General features: G+C 55.4%; 18 protein-coding genes and 3 tRNA genes. All 21 read right to left on the bottom strand.

The features are described from left to right. Nucleotide 1: 1 nt before the first annotated feature. The 21 genes from Q7K71_07490 to rpsB all read right to left on the bottom strand — a co-directional run bounded on the left by Q7K71_07490 (nucleotide 2) and on the right by rpsB (nucleotide 17,166). Nucleotides 2-439 (bottom strand): hypothetical protein, encoded by a 438-nt coding sequence (locus Q7K71_07490; protein ID MDO8675933.1) that lies wholly within the window; start codon nucleotides 437-439, stop codon nucleotides 2-4. After that, complete coding sequence (locus Q7K71_07485) at nucleotides 436-1,443, bottom strand: prepilin peptidase (GenBank protein ID MDO8675932.1); 1,008 nt, start codon at nucleotides 1,441-1,443, stop codon at nucleotides 436-438. Before Q7K71_07485 ends, Q7K71_07490 begins: the two co-directional genes overlap by 4 nt. Further along, complete coding sequence (gene aroE / locus Q7K71_07480; GenBank protein MDO8675931.1) at nucleotides 1,436-2,317, bottom strand: shikimate dehydrogenase; 882 nt, start codon at nucleotides 2,315-2,317, stop codon at nucleotides 1,436-1,438. The genes Q7K71_07485 and aroE overlap by 8 nt, the downstream gene beginning before the upstream one ends. Further along, nucleotides 2,318-3,823: a 2-isopropylmalate synthase gene (locus Q7K71_07475; protein ID MDO8675930.1), complete on the bottom strand. Its 1,506-nt coding sequence runs from the start codon at nucleotides 3,821-3,823 to the stop codon at nucleotides 2,318-2,320. It abuts the gene before it with no gap. 9 nt (nucleotides 3,824-3,832) lie between these two features. Then, nucleotides 3,833-4,825: a ketol-acid reductoisomerase gene (ilvC, locus tag Q7K71_07470; protein ID MDO8675929.1), complete on the bottom strand. Its 993-nt coding sequence runs from the start codon at nucleotides 4,823-4,825 to the stop codon at nucleotides 3,833-3,835. Between the two features lies 1 nt (nucleotide 4,826). Next, a complete protein-coding gene (locus tag Q7K71_07465; protein MDO8675928.1) occupies nucleotides 4,827-6,137 on the bottom strand; it encodes a class II fructose-bisphosphate aldolase in 1,311 nt (436 codons plus the stop codon). A 16-nt stretch (nucleotides 6,138-6,153) separates the two neighbouring features. After that, on the bottom strand, nucleotides 6,154-7,125 hold the full coding sequence (gene pfkA / locus Q7K71_07460; GenBank protein MDO8675927.1) for a 6-phosphofructokinase: 972 nt from the start codon (nucleotides 7,123-7,125) through the stop codon (nucleotides 6,154-6,156). 6 nt (nucleotides 7,126-7,131) lie between these two features. Then, nucleotides 7,132-8,475: an adenosylhomocysteinase gene (gene ahcY, locus Q7K71_07455; GenBank protein MDO8675926.1), complete on the bottom strand. Its 1,344-nt coding sequence runs from the start codon at nucleotides 8,473-8,475 to the stop codon at nucleotides 7,132-7,134. Nucleotide 8,476: 1 nt separating this feature from the next. Next, nucleotides 8,477-9,628, bottom strand: coding sequence for a methionine adenosyltransferase (gene metK / locus Q7K71_07450; GenBank protein ID MDO8675925.1), 1,152 nt, complete (start codon nucleotides 9,626-9,628; stop codon nucleotides 8,477-8,479). Nucleotides 9,629-9,637: 9 nt separating this feature from the next. Continuing rightward, nucleotides 9,638-10,390 (bottom strand): nucleotidyltransferase family protein, encoded by a 753-nt coding sequence (locus tag Q7K71_07445; GenBank protein MDO8675924.1) that lies wholly within the window; start codon nucleotides 10,388-10,390, stop codon nucleotides 9,638-9,640. A 99-nt stretch (nucleotides 10,391-10,489) separates the two neighbouring features. Beyond that, nucleotides 10,490-12,235, bottom strand: a complete 1,746-nt coding sequence (gene ptsP / locus Q7K71_07440; protein MDO8675923.1) for a phosphoenolpyruvate--protein phosphotransferase — start codon at nucleotides 12,233-12,235, stop codon at nucleotides 10,490-10,492. Next, nucleotides 12,232-12,510 (bottom strand): HPr family phosphocarrier protein, encoded by a 279-nt coding sequence (locus Q7K71_07435; GenBank protein MDO8675922.1) that lies wholly within the window; start codon nucleotides 12,508-12,510, stop codon nucleotides 12,232-12,234. The genes ptsP and Q7K71_07435 overlap by 4 nt, the downstream gene beginning before the upstream one ends. A gap of 64 nt (nucleotides 12,511-12,574) precedes the next feature. Continuing rightward, nucleotides 12,575-13,819, bottom strand: coding sequence for a uridine diphosphate-N-acetylglucosamine-binding protein YvcK (gene yvcK, locus Q7K71_07430; protein ID MDO8675921.1), 1,245 nt, complete (start codon nucleotides 13,817-13,819; stop codon nucleotides 12,575-12,577). Between the two features lie 17 nt (nucleotides 13,820-13,836). Continuing rightward, the gene (locus Q7K71_07425) at nucleotides 13,837-14,307 is read right to left on the bottom strand and encodes a PTS sugar transporter subunit IIA (protein ID MDO8675920.1); all 471 of its coding nucleotides are present in this window, start codon (nucleotides 14,305-14,307) and stop codon (nucleotides 13,837-13,839) included. A gap of 28 nt (nucleotides 14,308-14,335) precedes the next feature. After that, nucleotides 14,336-14,411: transfer RNA gene (locus Q7K71_07420), tRNA-Gly, on the bottom strand. A gap of 63 nt (nucleotides 14,412-14,474) precedes the next feature. Continuing rightward, nucleotides 14,475-14,555 (bottom strand) — tRNA-Leu (locus tag Q7K71_07415). Nucleotides 14,556-14,571: 16 nt separating this feature from the next. Continuing rightward, a tRNA-Lys gene (locus Q7K71_07410) sits at nucleotides 14,572-14,648 on the bottom strand. A 13-nt stretch (nucleotides 14,649-14,661) separates the two neighbouring features. Then, the gene (gene frr, locus Q7K71_07405; GenBank protein MDO8675919.1) at nucleotides 14,662-15,222 is read right to left on the bottom strand and encodes a ribosome recycling factor; all 561 of its coding nucleotides are present in this window, start codon (nucleotides 15,220-15,222) and stop codon (nucleotides 14,662-14,664) included. Nucleotides 15,223-15,230: 8 nt separating this feature from the next. Continuing rightward, nucleotides 15,231-15,950 carry a UMP kinase gene (pyrH, locus tag Q7K71_07400; protein MDO8675918.1) on the bottom strand — a complete coding sequence of 240 codons (720 nt, stop codon included), beginning with the start codon at nucleotides 15,948-15,950 and terminating at the stop codon, nucleotides 15,231-15,233. 20 nt (nucleotides 15,951-15,970) lie between these two features. After that, the gene (tsf, locus tag Q7K71_07395) at nucleotides 15,971-16,429 is read right to left on the bottom strand and encodes a translation elongation factor Ts (protein ID MDO8675917.1); all 459 of its coding nucleotides are present in this window, start codon (nucleotides 16,427-16,429) and stop codon (nucleotides 15,971-15,973) included. Continuing rightward, complete coding sequence (rpsB, locus tag Q7K71_07390; GenBank protein MDO8675916.1) at nucleotides 16,426-17,166, bottom strand: 30S ribosomal protein S2; 741 nt, start codon at nucleotides 17,164-17,166, stop codon at nucleotides 16,426-16,428. Before rpsB ends, tsf begins: the two co-directional genes overlap by 4 nt. Nucleotides 17,167-17,309 lie beyond the last annotated feature (143 nt).

Raw genomic sequence — 17,309 nt, 5'->3', positions numbered from 1 at the left:
TTTAATACGTACTTTTTGGAGAAGATGGTGGGGTTTCGAGAGCTGGCCATTCGGCTGGGCTCGGGGCAGATGGGGTGGCGGTAGGATCCGGGCTGGCAGAACCTACGGTCAATTCAGCTCTTTTAGTGCCGCCCTGACTGCAAAAAACTTCAACGGCAATGATTTCGCCGGGCTTGGCGATCAAGGGAATGTCTTCAACAAATTTTGAGGGGTATTTCTGGCGGGTGTAAGCAATTTCCTTCTCTTTGGCGCCATTGTGATCGATCACCAGCCGGCGCAAATAATGCTTATCCAGATGGTCGGAAATGTGTTTGGCTTCAACATGTAAAACTCCCGTGGCAGGATCATATGTCAGGTCCAGCGTGGTCGGCGGCGTGGCCCAGACAAAGGACGCACCTGCCATGAACATAACGACCAATGCCGCGATCGGTCTTTTCATGACCCGTATATTCCCCCGTTTAAGACCCACGCGATGATGTGCTCGCCCCAAAATTGACTGACCAAAACGCCCATGATCAAAAAAGGGCCGTAAGCGATGGCGCTGTCCTTGGTACGGATCTTCTCGATGATCCCGTACACGGCCCCGAAGAAAGGCGCTATAAAAAACGCCAGCAAAGCCACCTTCCATCCCAAAAACGCTCCGGCCATAGCCATGAGTTTCACATCGCCCCCGCCCATGCTCTCTTTCTTGAAAATAATATCGCCGATCAGTCCCATCGCGTACACCGCTCCTCCACCGACGATCAGTCCTGACAAAGACGCGCTTAAGGCCAGCAGATGCGGCGCGGCAATGGCGGGTAAATAGGACGCGTTGGCGTTAACAACAGCGATGACAAGTAAAGCACCCAGGACCAGCCCTTTGGCCATCCGGTCGCTGGCGTCTTCTTGTTCCATTAAATGTTTGCAGAAGACCGGATAAATAAAACCAAGCCCCACACAGGCCAGGACCAGGGCGCCTGCCAAGAAAGAACCCAACAAGAATTCTTCATGCCCAGGTGCGTGCAGGCGCGGGATCAGGACGCTTAGAACAATGCCGGCTCCCATCCCTCCTACTGAAACCTCGTCGGGGATCTCGCGGATGGCAAAATCCACGAACGCGGCCACGATAAAGCCGCTGACCATGACCAGATACGCCAACAAAACCCAATCCAGGCCATAATGACGGTAAAAACCATAAAAGGCCGATGCCGTCAAACATTCCACCAGCCAATACCGGAAAGAAATGACCGCCTTGCATTGACGGCACTTGCCTGTCAGGACCAGCCAGCTGAGCAAAGGAATATTGTCATACCAGGCAATGGACTGCAGGCATTTGGGGCAATACGACCCTGGATTAACAATGCTTTGGCCTTTGGGCAGACGGACAATGCAGACGTTCAAAAAACTGCCGATGATGGCACCGAACATAAAGATCAAAATGCCAAGATCATTTTCTTCAAACATGGGTAACCCCCGCTTTTTCTTCAAGCGCCTTGCGCATGATCCTTTTGACGCGATCGTCGATCTCAACGTCAGCCCAATGCTGGAAGGCCAGCACGCCCTGATAAAACAGCATGCCTAAGCCATTGGCAATTTTGGCCCCCCGCGCCTTGGCGTCGGACAGGAATTTGGTTTCAGCCGGCGCGTAGACCACGTCATAGACAAGCATGTCCGAATGGAACAATTGCGGGTCTATGATCCGCGGATCTTCCGGCTTCATACCGACGGACGAAGTATTAATAAGAAGGTCCGCCAACTCAATGTTAAGGTCGCCCATGTCCTGCACCACGCGGACGATGCCGGTGTCCATCCTGGTGGAAAGGTCATCCACCAATTCCCTGGCATGACCAAGCGTGCGGTTAAAAAGCAAAATGCTCTGTGGCCTTTCCTTGACCAGGGACAACACGCTGACAACAGCCCTGGCCGTTCCTCCGGCGCCCACGATGGCGATGCGTTTGCCCTTGGGATCAAAGCCCAGTTCCCTCAAATGAACAAGAAATCCCGGCCCGTCGGTATTAAATCCCCTGATCTTGCGCTGATGGTCAATGACCAGCGTATTGACCGCGCCCACTTTTTCGGCAAAAGGATCCACGGTGTCCACGTAAACCATGGCCTTCTCTTTATACGGCACCGTGACGTTGAGGCCGAAAATGGGATTCCCCTGTTCTTTAAGGTCCTCAAAGAAAATCTTCAGTTCCTCGTCGTCGGCTAAAGGGAATAGTTTATAGACCGCGTTGACGCCCAGGGCCTTGAACGCCGCGTTGTGCATGCACGGCGACAAACTGTGCGCCACGGGATTACCGATGATGCCGTATAGGACCGGCGGTTCGTGGACCATCTATATCACTTTATTGATCGCGTTGATATACGCTTTCGCGGAGGCCTCAATGATGTCAGTGCTGGCCGCGCGGCCCAAAACATTCTTGCCCGCGACAGAGACCTTGACGCTGACCTCGCCCTGGGCATCATCGCCCTGGGTCACGGACCGGATGCTGTAATCCAGCAGTTTGGCTTTGACTTTGGCGACTGAAGCAATGGCCTTGTAACAGGCGTCCACCGGCCCGTCGCCCGTGGACTCCCTGACGATCTTCTTTCCCTTATACGTCAGGGTGACCTTGACCTGCGGCTTGACCTTGCTTCCGCTGGTATAGACCAGGTCTGTCAGAACGACGGTTGCCCTGGCCGGTTTTTCTTCATCTTCAACAATGGCCATCAAGTCCTCGTCGTAAATTTCCTTCTTTTTATCCGCCAGGTCCTTGAACCGCGCGAACGCGGCATCCAGGGCGAGGACGTCCAAATTAAACCCCAAGCGTTTCAAACGGTCTTTGAAGGCGTGACGGCCGGAATGTTTGCCCAAAACCAGGCCCTCGCCGGAGGGAACGCCGACATCTTCCGGGTTCATGATCTCATAGGTGCGTTTTTCTTTCAAAACCCCGTCCTGGTGGATACCGCTTTCATGGCGGAACGCGTTGACCCCGACAATAGCTTTGTTGGGCGGCACAATGAATCCCGTGGCTTTGCTGACCATGCGCGAGACGCGATAAAATTCTTTGGTATTGATGTTCGTCGTCAAACCAAAAAAATCCCGGCGCGTGCGCAGGGCCATGACGATCTCTTCCATGGAGGCATTGCCCGCGCGCTCACCGATGCCGTTGATGGTGCATTCCACCTGCCGGGCTCCGTTTTGCACCCCGGCCAAAGAATTCGCCACCGCCAAGCCCAGATCATCGTGGCAATGGGTGGAAATGACCACCTTGTTGATATTGGGCACATGGCCGCGGATACCCGCGATCACGGCCCCGTATTCCAGCGGGGTCGAATACCCGACGGTGTCGGGAATGTTGACCGTGGTGGCTCCGGCATCAATGACCGCTTCCAAAACGCGATACAGGAAGGCCTTTTCGGTGCGCGAGGCATCCTCGGGTGAGAATTCAATATCGTCCATGCGCTGGCGCGCGTATTGGACGGCCGCGACCGCCATGTCCAGGATCTCATCCTCGCTTTTCTTGAACTTATGTTCCAGGTGGATCTTGGAAGTGGCCAGGAAAATATGGATGCGTTTGTGTTTGGCCGGCTTGACGGCCTCAATGACCGCGTCAATGTCCTTGATGATGGAACGCGCCAAACCGCAGACAATGGAATTCTTCACGTGTTTGGCCACGTTCTTGACCGAATCGAAATCCCCCTTGGACGAAACAGGAAAACCCGCCTCGATGATGTCCACACCCAGACGCTCCAAAGCAAAAGCGATCTCCAGCTTTTCTTTTTCGTTCATGGTGGCGCCGGGCGCCTGCTCCCCGTCGCGCAAGGTCGTGTCAAAAACTAAAACTTTATTGTTGTCCATAGGGTTTGCCTACTTCTTCATCCAGCTCATCATGGCCCGAAGACGGGCGCCCACCTTCTCCACAAGGTGGTTCTCGCCGGCCTTGCGCATCCTGTTGAAACGGGGACGGCCTTTTTTGTTCTCGGCCATCCATTCTTTGGCGAATTTACCCGACTGGATCTCTTTGAGGATCTTTTTCATCTCAGCGCGGGTGCGGGCATTGACAATGCGAGGCCCCCGGGTCATGTCGCCGTATTCGGCGGTATCGGACACGCGGCGGCGCATGCCCTGGATGCCGTCTTCGTAAATGAGGTCCACGATCAATTTCAGCTCGTGCAAACATTCAAAATAGGCGATCTCCGGCTGATACCCGGCCTTGACCAATGTCTCAAAACCGGCCTTGACCAATTCGCTGGCACCTCCGCACAACACCGTCTGCTCACCGAACAGGTCGGTCTCGGTCTCTTCCTTGAATGTCGTTTGGATGATACCGGCGCGCGAACCGCCGATGCCCTTGGCATAGGCCAAGGCGATCTTCAAGGCCTTACCCGTGGCGTTTTGATGCACCGCCACCAGACACGGCACGCCTTTGCCTTCCTCATATTGACGGCGCACCAAGGCCCCGGGGCCTTTGGGTGCTATCATGAACACGTCCACGTTCTTGGGGGGAACGATGAACTTGAAATGGATGTTAAACCCGTGCGAGAACGCCAGCGCCTTGCCCTTGGTCAGATACGGCGCGATGGAATTCCTGTAAATGTCCGCCTGCAAATGGTCCTGGGTCAAAATGATGATGACATCGGCTTTCTTGGCCGCTTCCTCGACGGACACCGGATGAAAACCGTCCTTTTTGGCCTTTGCATAATTCGGACCGCCCGGACGCTGGGCCACGATGACCTTCAGACCGCTGTCGCGCAAATTCAAGGCCTGGCCGCGGCCCTGAATGCCGTAACCCACCACCGCGATGGTTTTGGGCTTGATGTCGTTGATGTTGCAATCCTTGTCATAATAAATTTTAGCCATTCTAATCATCTCCTTCGCCGTCCAGGACCGCCTGCGCAGCGCGCAAACCGATCGTCACATCCACCGGTTTGACGATAGCCGTGACGAAATCCTTGGTATCATGAACGCTCAATTGCCTGAATAAGAATTCAAAATTCTTTTCGATCTCGGCGGCAATGCCCTCTTTGACGCCCTCCGGCATGCTCATGATGTCTTTCTTGAACTGCCCCAGGGCCCGTTTGCGCGCCTTATACATGAACTGCTCCTCGGTGTCCTTAGGTCTACGTTCAGCGGTGCAGTTGACATTGATCCATGCGGCCATTTTCGCGTACAGGTCCTTGGGAAACAACTTGCTGTCCAGGGTCTTGTTCTGGAAATTCGTTGCTAAATGGATCTCAATGGTGTTGATCTCCGGGAACTTGTTGAACGCGCTGTCCGGCAAGGTGGACGCGCCGTGCTGCACCGCGCCGCCCAATCCGTATTTTTTCTGACCGGCCGCTGACAATGCTTTCAAGGTCTCAAAGTCCACCTTGACATCGGCCATGGTCCCGTCCGGCAAAACAACCCCGCCGTGGGATGTGCCTGTCTGGACGGAGATCTTGCTCAAACCCGTCAGGCCCTTGGGCAAAGATCTGTTATAACCGTCCATAAAAGCGGCCAGTTCTTCCACCGTGCTGTTCTTATGGCCGACCTCGCCGATCTCGCCGCCAACGGAAACCTGAATGCCTTTTGGCTGGATCTTGCGGATCAACTGCGTCATTTCGGCGCACACTTCAAAATTGTCCCTCTGCTGTTCGGTCAGGGAAGGACGGCTCAAGTCAACGGTGGTCGAGGAATCAACGTCAATGTTGTAAAAACCGGCAGCCACGCAATCCGCCACCAGATCTTTGAGAGAGGCGACTTCTTTTTTCTTGTCTGTGGCATAGGCCGCGGCCTTGATCTGGCAATGGTCGCCCTGGATGAACACCGGACCTTGGTGGCCTTCCTTAATAGCGGCCCCCAGCACCACGCCGACATATTCCACCGGCGGCTGGTTGGTATAGCCCATTTCGCTTTTGGCGATCTCAAAAATGAAAGCGCCGGCGTTCAGCCGTTTGGCGACGCGAAAAACAGCGCGCGCCAGATAATAGGTCAAAGAACGCAGGTTCATGGCCGGGACCGTGAAGTTCTTGCCCTGCCCCTTGCCGCGCGCGATATAAACGTCATGGATGGACGCCAAGAAAATGCCTCTGGCCTGGGCCTCGGTGTGGATCTGCCTGGCGAGGGATTCTTTTTCCTTGATATCATCCGTCATCACCAATTTCTTCACTAAAGCATCCGCATCAAACAACATGGAAACCGCCTCCTGTCTACGTTAAAATCTTTAAAAGTTTATAATATTCTTCCATATGACTGTGGGCGCGCCGGGTGGCGTCTTTGAGGTCAATGACATTGATCTCGTCCTGCAAAAGCCCCACGGCTTTGCCAAAGGTCCCGCTGATCAAAAGGTCCACGGCCGCGGCACCCAGACGCGTGGACAATATCCTGTCCTGACCGCTGGGAGTGCCCCCGCGCTGGACATGGCCCAAAACAACGTAACGGGTCTCAAGACCGGTTGCATTGGTGATGTTTTCGGCCACGACCTGGGCTTTGGCCACGCCTTCAGCCACGATGATGATCCAGCTGACCTTTCCCTTGGCGTTGCCCATGACAATGGCTTCGTGCATGGCCTCATAATCGAACGAACGTTCGGGGATGATCACATCTTCGGCCCCGGCCGCCAGCGCGACCTCCATGGCGATATACCCGCTTTGATTGCCCATGACCTCCACCACAAAAATGCGTTCCATGCTCTGGGCCGTGTCGCGGATCTTGTCAATGGATTCCAAAGCGGTGTTGATGGCCGTGGAACAGCCGATGGTCTGGTCTGTGCCGTTGAGGTCATTGTCGATGGTGCCGGGCAGGCCGATGGTCGGGAAACCCCATTTCTCATAAAGCGTGTTGGCCCCGATATAAGAACCGTCCCCGCCGATGACGATCAAGGCGTCCATGTGATGCTTGCGCAGGACCTCAACAGCCTTGGCCTTGCCCTGGTCGATGGCGAAATCCCTGGACCGCGCGGTCTTCAGGATGGTGCCGCCCCTGTTGATGATATTGGACACCGAGCGATGGTTCATGGGCACGATGTCCTCTTCCAAAAGCCCCTGATAGCCGCGCATGATGCCGGCAACCTCCAGCCCGTGATACAAAGAACAACGCACCAAGCTGCGGATGGCCGCGTTCATGCCGGGGCCGTCTCCGCCGGAAGTCAAAATGCCGACTTTTTTGACTTTAACAGACATGGTTCTTTAATAGCGGTAATGGTCGCTTTTGTACGGGCCACCGACCTTGACCCCGAGGTATTTCGCCTGCGCGGGGGTCAAGACCTCCAGACCAACACCCACTTTTTCCAAATGCAGGCGGGCGACTCTCTCGTCGAGGTGTTTGGGCAGGGTATAAACCTTGTTCTCGTATTTGCCGGTGTTCTGCCACAATTCGATCTGGGCCAGCACCTGGTTGGTGAATGAATTGCTCATGACGAAAGACGGATGCCCCATGGCACAGCCCAGATTGACCAGACGGCCTTCGGCCAGAACAAAGATTTTCTTGCCGTCGGGATATGTGTATTCATCCACCTGCCCTTTGATCTGGATGCGCTTGATGTCCTTGCGGTTGTTCAGATACGCCACCTGGATCTCGGAATCAAAATGCCCGATATTGCAGACAATGGCCCCGCTTTTCATGGCGTCCAGATGCTCCCCGCGGATCACGTCAACGCAGCCGGTGGCGGTGACGAAAATGTCTCCGATCCTGGCGGCCTTGTCCATGGCCATGACCTGATACCCCTCCATGGCCGCCTGCAGGGCGCAAATAGGATCTATTTCGGTGACGATGACGCGCCCGCCCAATCCCTTAAAGGATTGCACGCAACCTTTGCCCACGTCGCCGTAACCAGCCACGACACACACCTTGCCCGCGATCATGCGGTCGGTGGCGCGTTTGATGCCGTCGATCAAGGACTCGCGGCAGCCGTAAAGATTGTCAAATTTGGACTTGGTGACGGAATCATTGACGTTGATGGCCGGCACTTTCAGCGTGCCCTGCTTCATCATTTCGTACAAACGGTGCACGCCCGTGGTGGTTTCCTCGGAAAGTCCGCGAATGTCCTTCAGGTATTTCGGGAATTTCTCATGCACCATGAGCGTCAGGTCCCCGCCGTCATCCAAAAGCATGTTGGGGCCTTTGCCGTCGGGCCAATGGATGGTCTGCTCAACGCACCAGTCGTATTCTTTGAGCGTTTCGCCTTTCCACGCGAACACCGGGACGCCGGCAGCGGCCATGGCGGCCGCGGCATGGTCCTGGGTGGAAAAAATATTGCACGAAGACCAGCGCACCGCCGCGCCCAATTGGACGAGCGTCTCGATCAGGACCGCGGTCTCAATGGTCATGTGGATACACCCGGCGATGCGGGCCCCTTTGAGCGGCTGTTTGCCGGCGAATTCCTTGCGCAAGGCCATGAGGCCGGGCATTTCGGTCTCGGCGACGCGGACCTCTTTACGCCCCCACTGGGCCAGGGCAATGTCCTTGACCTTATAGTCCGCTTTATTTGTCTTGGCCATTTTCTTTGACTCCTTAAGCGTTGCGGTTGTCATGTCAAGCGTCCTTCTTTAATGCCGCGGCCTTGTCCGTCTTCTCCCAGGAGAAGCCCGGCCGGCCGAAATGGCCGTAGGACGCGGTCTTCAGATAAATGGGCCTGCGCAGGTCCAGGGCCTGGATGATGCCGCGCGGAGACAGGTCAAAATGCTTGCGCACCAGGCTCACCAGACGCTGTTCGGAGATCTTACCCGTGCCGTAGGTATCCACCATGACGGAAACCGGCTGGGGAAAGCCAATGGCATAACCGACCTGCAAAAGGCATTTCTCCGCCAGACCGGCCGCGACGATATTTTTGGTGATATAGCGGGCCATGTACGCGGCAGAACGGTCCACCTTGGTCGGGTCTTTGCCGGAAAAAGCGCCGCCGCCATGAGGCACAATACCGCCATAGGTGTCGACGATGATCTTGCGGCCCGTGACCCCGGTGTCGGACTGCGGCCCGCCCAAAACAAATTTTCCCGTCTCATTGACGTAAAATTTTGTCTTTTTGTCGACCATCCTACCGACAATGGGATATGCCACGGTCTTGATGATCTCCTGCTTGGCTTTTTGGGTGATGCGTTTGCCGCTTTTGTCCAAAATGTCCTCGGTATGCTGGCAGGCCAAAACAACAGCGTCCACGCGCAGGGGCTTGTCGTCTTCGTATTCAATGGTGACCTGGCTTTTGCAATCCGGGCCCAAATACTTCAGAATGCCGTTCTTGCGGACATGCTCCACGCGCTGGACTAACCGATGCGCCAGCATGATGGGCAAAGGCATCAATTCCGGCGTCTCATCGCAGGCATAACCGAACATAATGCCCTGATCGCCCGCGCCCCCGGCATCCACGCCCTGGGAAATGTCCGGCGACTGTTTGTTGATGGCGCTGAGGATCGAACAGGTATTGGCGTCAAACCCGTATTTCGGATGATTGTAGCCGATGTCCAAAAGGGTCCGGCGCACAAGTTGATGCACGTCCACATAGGTGGTCGTGGTGATCTCGCCGCCGACAATGACCAGTCCCATGGAACAGAACGTTTCGCAGGCAACGCGGCCTTTGGGGTCGTCCTTGAGCACCGCGTCCAAAACAGAATCGGAGATCTGATCGCAGACCTTATCCGGATGGCCGTTGCCGACAGATTCAGATGTGAATAAAAAACGCCCTTTCATGCAAACCTCCTAATTGAAGTGTTCCTGTGCGTCGTTGAGGGATTCAATGCTCCCGATATCATACCATTTTCCCGAAAATTGAAAACCATAAACATCCTTCTTTTCCACCAGCCACTGGATATAACTGCCCGCCGCGTCCAAAGCGCCGCTCTGGACCCTGTATTCCTCGATCAAGGTCAGGGTCGGACGCGGGAAATAGTACACGCACGTGGCGATCAAGGAGGACGGCGGGTTCTTGGGCTTTTCCTGGAACAAGGTCACCCGGCTTTGGGCATCCAGACTGCAGACACCGAATCTGGAAGCGGCCTTGATATCACCGATATCATACAGCCCTATGCTCACCGACGGCTTCCTGGCAAGAGCGAACGACACGAACGCTCCCAGGTCCTGGTCAAAAAGGTTGTCTCCTGCGACGATCAGCCAATCGTCGTGGACACGTTCCCTGCTCCAGACAAAATGGATGTCTCCCACCGACCCCAAACGCTCTTCGGGAGTGTCGGTGCCGTCATTGACAATGCGGATCGGCACTCCGGTATGGGCCCGCCCCGCCGCAGGCGGGGTTTTAGCCCAGCGGGTGAAATGGCTGTAAAATTTATGGTTGGTGACAACGACGATCTCATCTAAGGCTTTGACCGCGCGCAAACGCTCCACCACATGGTCGATCAGGGCTTTGCCGGCAACCGTCAACAACGGTTTTGGCGTATCCTTAGCCACCGCTGCCAGACGCACACCGTAACCTGCCGCTAAAATAAGAGCTTTCATGATGCTCCTTAACCCTGCTTCGCTCCAAAACTTTCGTTTGGGAGCTACGCAGGGTTAAATTCGCCCAAACAACTTACGTTCCGTAAGTTGTGGGCTCATTTAAAAATGCGGCAACAATTTATTCAACTGCGCCCTGACGTATTCTTCCACTTCCTGACCCGTCAGCATCTGTGTAGCCTCCTGCGCGACGCGCTGGACATCGCTGAACTTCAATGACCGTATCATTTTCTTGATGGTCAGGACGCTGGAGGGCGACATGCTCAACTCATCGATCCCCATGCCCAGCAACAACAGCGCCAGCGCCGGGTCAGAGGCCATCTCGCCGCACAAGCCCACGGGAATGCCTTCTTTATGGCCTTCGTCCACGGTCCTTTGGATCATGCGCAGCAGAGCCGGATGCGACGGTTCGTACAAATGCGCGGTCTTCTCATTGACGCGGTCCACGGCCAGCGTGTACTGGATCAGGTCATTGGTGCCGATGCTGAAAAAATCCGCTTCCTTGGCCAAAGCGTCGGCAGTCATCACCGCGGAAGGCACTTCGATCATGACCCCGACCTTGATCTTATCATCAAAAGGGATGTGCCCCTCATGCAGGGACCGCCGGACATCCTCAAGAATGGCATTGGCCTGACGCAATTCGCTCAAGCCCGAGATCATCGGATACATCATCTGGATGCGGCCGTGCACCGAGGCGCGCAAAATGGCCCGCAGCTGTGTTGTAAAAATATCCGGGCGTTCCAGGCAAAACCGTATGGCACGGCATCCTAAAAAAGGCGACATGTCCTTGGAAACCTGCACGCTGGAAATGAACTTGTCCCCTCCGATGTCCAAAGTACGGATCGTCACGGGAAACGGTGCTACGGCCTCGGCCACCCGGCGATAGGCCTCATACTGCTCATCTTCCCCGGGCAGATCAAGCCTGTTCATGTACAAAAATTCCGTCCGGTAAAGCCCGATCCCCTCGGCCCCGAACTTACGGACATTGTCGGTTTCCCGCGAAAGTTCCAGGTTGGCCAGAATGGACACGCGTTTTCCGTCCATGGTCTGGGCCGGCAGGTCCTTTAGATCTTCGAGTTTTTCCAAAGACGCGTGGATCTTGCTTTGCTCTTTGATATACAGTTCCCTGGTCGGCGGGGTGGGATTGATGATGATCAATCCCTTTTTTCCGTCCACGATCAGAAAATCGCCATTGCCGACCCTTAACGTGGCGTCCTTGAGGCCCACGACCGCCGGGACCCTCAAGGACTTGGCGATGATCGCCGTGTGCGAGGTGCGCCCGCCGATGTCGGTGACAAACGCGATGATCTTCTGGTGATACATGCCCACCGCATCCGACGGGGAAATATCATGGGCCACGATGACGGAATCCTGCTGGAGCTGGTCCAGATCATGCCATTTGTCCTCTTGTGTCAGGAATTTCAATATCCGCTTGGCAATGTCGTTGACGTCGGAGGCGCGTTCACGCAAATACTCATCCTGGATCCTGGACAGCGCTTGCATATACTGTTTGATGACATTGAAAAAAACATATTCGGCGGCTTGCCGGTCCCGGCGTATGCCGGACGTCACCTGCTCGAGCAGCATCGGGTCTTCCAGGACCATCAAATGCGCGTCCAGGATACGCGCCTGCTCGGGGCCGATGTTGCGGATGATCTCTTCTTTAAGAACATTGATCTCCCCGCGGGTCTGACCAATGGCTTCCTCGAAACGGGCGATCTCAGAATCCGCCTCTTCGGGCATGATCGTGCGTTTGGGAACGATGAATTCCTGCTTGTCAAGGATGAACGCCGGGCCGTACGCAATGCCGCCGGCCGCGGGAACGCCTTTGAGGACCAGTTCACTCATGGGGTCAGGTCCTCTTCCTGTTTGGAAAAAAATTCTTCAATGGCCTGTGCGGCGCGCTGGGCATCATCACCGTCAACGGTGACCCGCAGGGGCGTGTTATACTGGGCGCCGAGCATCAAAAGCGCCATGATGGATTTCCCGTTGATCTGCTCCTCCCCCTTGGCGATGGTCACGGCCACGTCAAATTTATCCGCCATCTGGACGAACAGCACCGCCGGGCGGGCATGGAGCCCTTTTTTGTTCATGACAACGATATTTTTTTCGATTTTAGACATATATTGATGTGTACGGGCGAATCTTGTATTCGCCCTATCATTCGGGCGATCACAAGGATCGCCCCTACCTTTTAATGACTCTCTGCGATTCGATCAATCGGATGAGCGCTTGCGTCAACTTTTTGGAATCGTGGCGCACGTAATCGTTAACGCTCAAAAGGTCGGTGGCCACCACCTTGTACCCCATATCCTTGATGCGCTGTGTGTCCGGGGCGACCGGATAAGAATGATCGTCACGGTAACGCTTGAGCGCCTCCTGGGGCACCGGGGCATCATTGATGATGCAGGCATCCAGGACCTTGGGGTCACTATGCTCCGTCAGCACCCGCACGTGGTCAGCGGCGGAAAACCCGTCGGTCTCTCCGCGCTGGGTCATGACATTGCAGACATAAATTTTATACGCCGGCGATCGGGCAATGGCCTGCGGTACGCCATTGATGATCAAGTTCGGGATAATGCTTGTGTACAAACTCCCGGGCCCCATGACAATAATGTCGGCCTCGGCAATGGCGGCCATGGCCTCCATGGTCGGCTGCGCGTCCGCGGGTTTCAAAAGGAGCTGTTTGATGGCAACACCGGTCTTGGGGATCTTGGCCTCCCCTTCGGTGCGCGTACCGTCAATGTATTCGGCGACCAGATGCACGTTATGCACCGTGGACGGGATGACCTTGCCGCGGATGGCCAGGACCTTGCTGGACTCCTCGACCGCTTTCTGGAAATCCCCGCCGGTCAACTGCACCATGACGGTCAAAAACAAATTGCCGAAATTATGGCCTTTGAGCTCTGAGTCCTCGGCGAAACGGTACTGGAACAACTGCCCCATCAAAGCGGGCGCGTCGGCCAAAGCCACCAGGCAGTTGCGGATGTCCCCGGGGGCCACGATCTTGAACTCTTCGCGCAAGCGGCCCGAAGACCCCCCGCTGTCGGCGACGGTGACGATGGCGGTCAAATTTGCCGTGTATTCCTTAAGGCCCAACAACAAATGCGAAAGCCCATGGCCCCCGCCGATGGCCACGACCTTAGGCCCGCGCTCCAGATACCGGCGCTGGTAAAGGATGTTGACAATGTCGCGTTCGCGCCGGGGCAAAAACAGCGTCAGCAGGGACACGGTCATCTTGCCCATCCCCAGGACGATGAACACGACCCCGCACACAATGATGATCGTACCGAAGGTGCGGACGAACGGATACTCGGAAACGGAAAACACCGCGCCCACGCCCACAATGAGGACGCCAAAGAACGCGGCCAGCATCCAGCGCTTGACTTTAATGCCGGGATACAACCATTTGGAAAGATTATTGTTGGACATGATGCGTGCTTGGCGAACTAACCGAGACGGGCGTCTTCCTGTGATACCAGATCCAGCATTTCTTTGCCGGACTTGGTACTTTTCAGGCTATCCCGGAAGAATTTGTCTTTAAGAAGGCGCGAGATCTGGGCAAGGATCTTCAAATGCGGGCCGGCGGAATCAATGGGAGCGACCAGCAAGAAGAAAATGTAGGATGGCTCTCCATCGAGAGAATCAAAAGGAACGCCTTGCCTGCTCACTGCCAGCGCCGCGACCATTTTTTTAGCGGCCTCGGACTTGCCGTGGGGGATCGCGATGCCCTGCCCGATGGCGGTGGACCCCAGCGCTTCGCGGGCCATCAATGTTTCGATGATCTTTGCCTTGTGTTTCTTTTCAATGGCCCCTGCTTCCACCAAAAGACCGGCCATCTCGGCGATGACCTCCGCCTTGGTCGAGGCCTTCAGGTTATTGGTCACTGCGTCGCGGCAAAGAAAATCGGTGATCTTCATTGGTCCTCCAAGGTTTCATTTATAAATCTGGAGCGGCGGATCGGGCTCGAACCGATGACATCCACCTTGGCAAGGTGGCATTCTACCAACTGAATTACCGCCGCATCGCTCACCACGCAAACAATTCCGCAGGGTTCGCTCTCCAACCTAATAGTAATTCTTTAATATGGGCGGGAGAGGACTTGAACCTCCACGGGTTTCCCCACATGCTCCTAAGGCATGCGCGTCTGCCATTCCGCCACCCGCCCGTCAGGGCTTGATCTATGGTGACCCACCCGCGACTCGAACGCGGTACCCCTACATTAAAAGTGTAGTGCTCTACCAGGGTGAGCTAGTGGGTCGAAAATGTCCGTACTACACTTCGCGCAATTCTTTGCTTTTCTTCTCGAGCAAGGCGTCGATCTCTTGGATATGACGGTCCGTCATCTTCTGCACTTCTTGTTCGGCCTTGAACTTATCGTCTTCGGACATATGCCCTTCGCTCTGGACTTTCTTGACTTTTTCATTCGCGTCACGCCGCAGGCTGCGCAAAGTCACGCGTCCGCGTTCCGCCATTTCCTTAATGACCTTGATGAATTCCTCGCGGCGCTCCGTGGACAAAGGCGGGAACACCAGACGCATCACCTTACCGTCATTGGTGGGGGTGATGCCCAATTTCGAATTATTAATGGCTTTCTCGATCTCAATAATGGCATTGGCGTCCCACGGATGGATGAGGATCTGCCTGGGGTCCGGAGAAGACACGGCGGCGATCTGTTTGACCGGCGTGGACGTGCCGTAATAATCAATATGCATGTCTTCGATCAAAGCCGGCTGGGCGCGCCCGGTGCGCACTTCCGAAAATTCGCGCAACAGGGTTTCCATGGTCTTTTTCATCTTGCCTTCGCTGTCTTTGAAGATCTCTTTGGAGGTCATATGTTCCCCTAACGGACAATGGTCCCTATCTTTTCCCCGAAAACCGCTCTTTTGATGTTGCCTTTCTGCAAAAGGTTGAAAACGATGATGGGCAAAGAATTGTCCATGCACATGCTGATCGCGGTGGCGTCCATCACCTTCAAATTTTTCTTGAGCACATCCAAAAACTTCAATTCGGAAAATTTCTTCGCGCCCTTGTCCTTGGCCGGGTCGGCGGAATAAACACCGTCCACCTTGGTGGCTTTCATGATGACATCGCAGTTGATCTCCGTGGCGCGCAAAGCCGCGGCCGTATCGGTGGTGAAATACGGATTGCCGGTGCCGGCCACGAAAATGATGACCCGGCGTTTTTCCAGATGGCGTATGGCCCGGCGTAAAATGTAGGGCTCGGCAATGGCGTGCATCTGGATGGCGGTCATGACCCGTGTTTGTATGCCGATCTGTTCCAACGCGTTCTGCAAAGCCAGGCCGTTCATGACGGTCGCCAGCATGCCCATGTAATCCGCCACCGAACGGTCAAGGCCGAAACGCTTGCTTTCCACCCGGCCGCGGAAAATGTTACCGCCGCCGACGACCAGGGCCATTTCCACCCCCGCCTCATGCACTTCCTTGATCTCCTGCGCTAGAGACGCGCACATTTCGGCATCAATGCCGTGCTGCAGGCGCCCCAACAGGGCCTCGCCGCTCAACTTCAAAAGGACGCGCTTATAGACGGGGGATTTGTTCATTATTTTTCCTCAGATTGGTCTTACTCGCCAACTTTAAAACGCACGAAACGACCCACAACGGTATTCTCGCCGATCTTGGCGACCAGTTCGTTCAAAAGGTCCTGGATGGTCTTGCCCGTGTCCTTGACAAAGGGCTGGCCCAAAAGGACCTGGACATTCTCCGGGTCCATGGCGGCAATGTGCATGGCCACGTCACGGGTGAAGGTGCAAAAATCCTCGCTGCGGGCCACGAAATCGGTCTCGCAATTGACCTCAACGACGACCCCGATCTTGTTGCCGTGATGAACATAGGCCTCGACACGGCCTTCCTTGGCCGCACGGTCACTTTTTTTGGCCGCCATTTCCAGGCCCCGTTTCCTTAACAACGCTTTGGCTTTGGTGAAATCGCCCTTGGCTTCTTCCAGGGCTTTTTTGCAGTCGATCACCCCGCAGGATGTCTCTTCCCTTAAACGTTTGATGTCATTGGCGGTGGCCATCATACGCCCGCCACTTCCTGGGCCTGGACCACGACCTGCGCCTTTTTGCCCGCCAAAAACTCGCTGCGGCCTTCTATGATGCTGTCGGTGATCAAACCCGCGATGAACTTGATGGATTTGACCGCGTCGTCATTGCCCGGGATGGGATACTGGATCAGGTCCGGGTCGGAATTTGTGTCGATGATACCGACGACAGGAATGCCCAAACGTTTGGCCTCTGCCACCGCGATCTCTTCTTTTTTGGTGTCAATGACAAAAAGGACGTGCGGCAGGGTGCCCATGTCGCGGATGCCGCCCAAGTCGCGTAAAAGGCGCTGTTTTTCCTTCATCAACAGCGAGGCCTCTTTTTTGGTGAGGCGGTCAACCGTGCCGTTGCTTTCCATTTTCTCGATGTCGATGAGTTTCTTGATGGACCTCTTGACCGTGTCAAGATTGGTCATCAGGCCGCCCATCCAGCGGTTCTTGACATAGAACATCCCGCAGCGCTGGGCCTCGGTCTCGACGGCATCCTGGGCCTGTTTCTTGGTGCCGACGAACAGGATCTTGGCGCCTTTGGCCGCGGCGTCGCGGATGAAATCCCGCGCGGCATTGAGGCAATCGACCGTCTTTTCAAGGTCAATAATGTAAATGCCGCCGCGCTCCCCGAAAATGTAACGTTTCATTTTGGGATTCCAACGGCGGCTCTGGTGGCCGAAATGCACGCCTGCTTCCAACAACTTCTTGATCAGTTCTGTTGCCATGCCTTCTCCTTATTCCTGGTTCCGCCGTATCAGCTGCAGAGGCAGGGGCGAAACCGTTTGGGTTAAAAACACCGTCCGCCGGGCCTGGCTCATTCCCCCGGCAGCGGCTTTATTGAAGTTGTAGTATAAACAAACGTCCTGCC

Source organism: Candidatus Omnitrophota bacterium, from assembly GCA_030650275.1.
Taxonomy (GTDB): domain Bacteria; phylum Omnitrophota; class Gorgyraeia; order Zapsychrales; family Fredricksoniimonadaceae; genus JACPXN01.
This window is presented reverse-complemented; position numbering and strand designations above follow the sequence as displayed.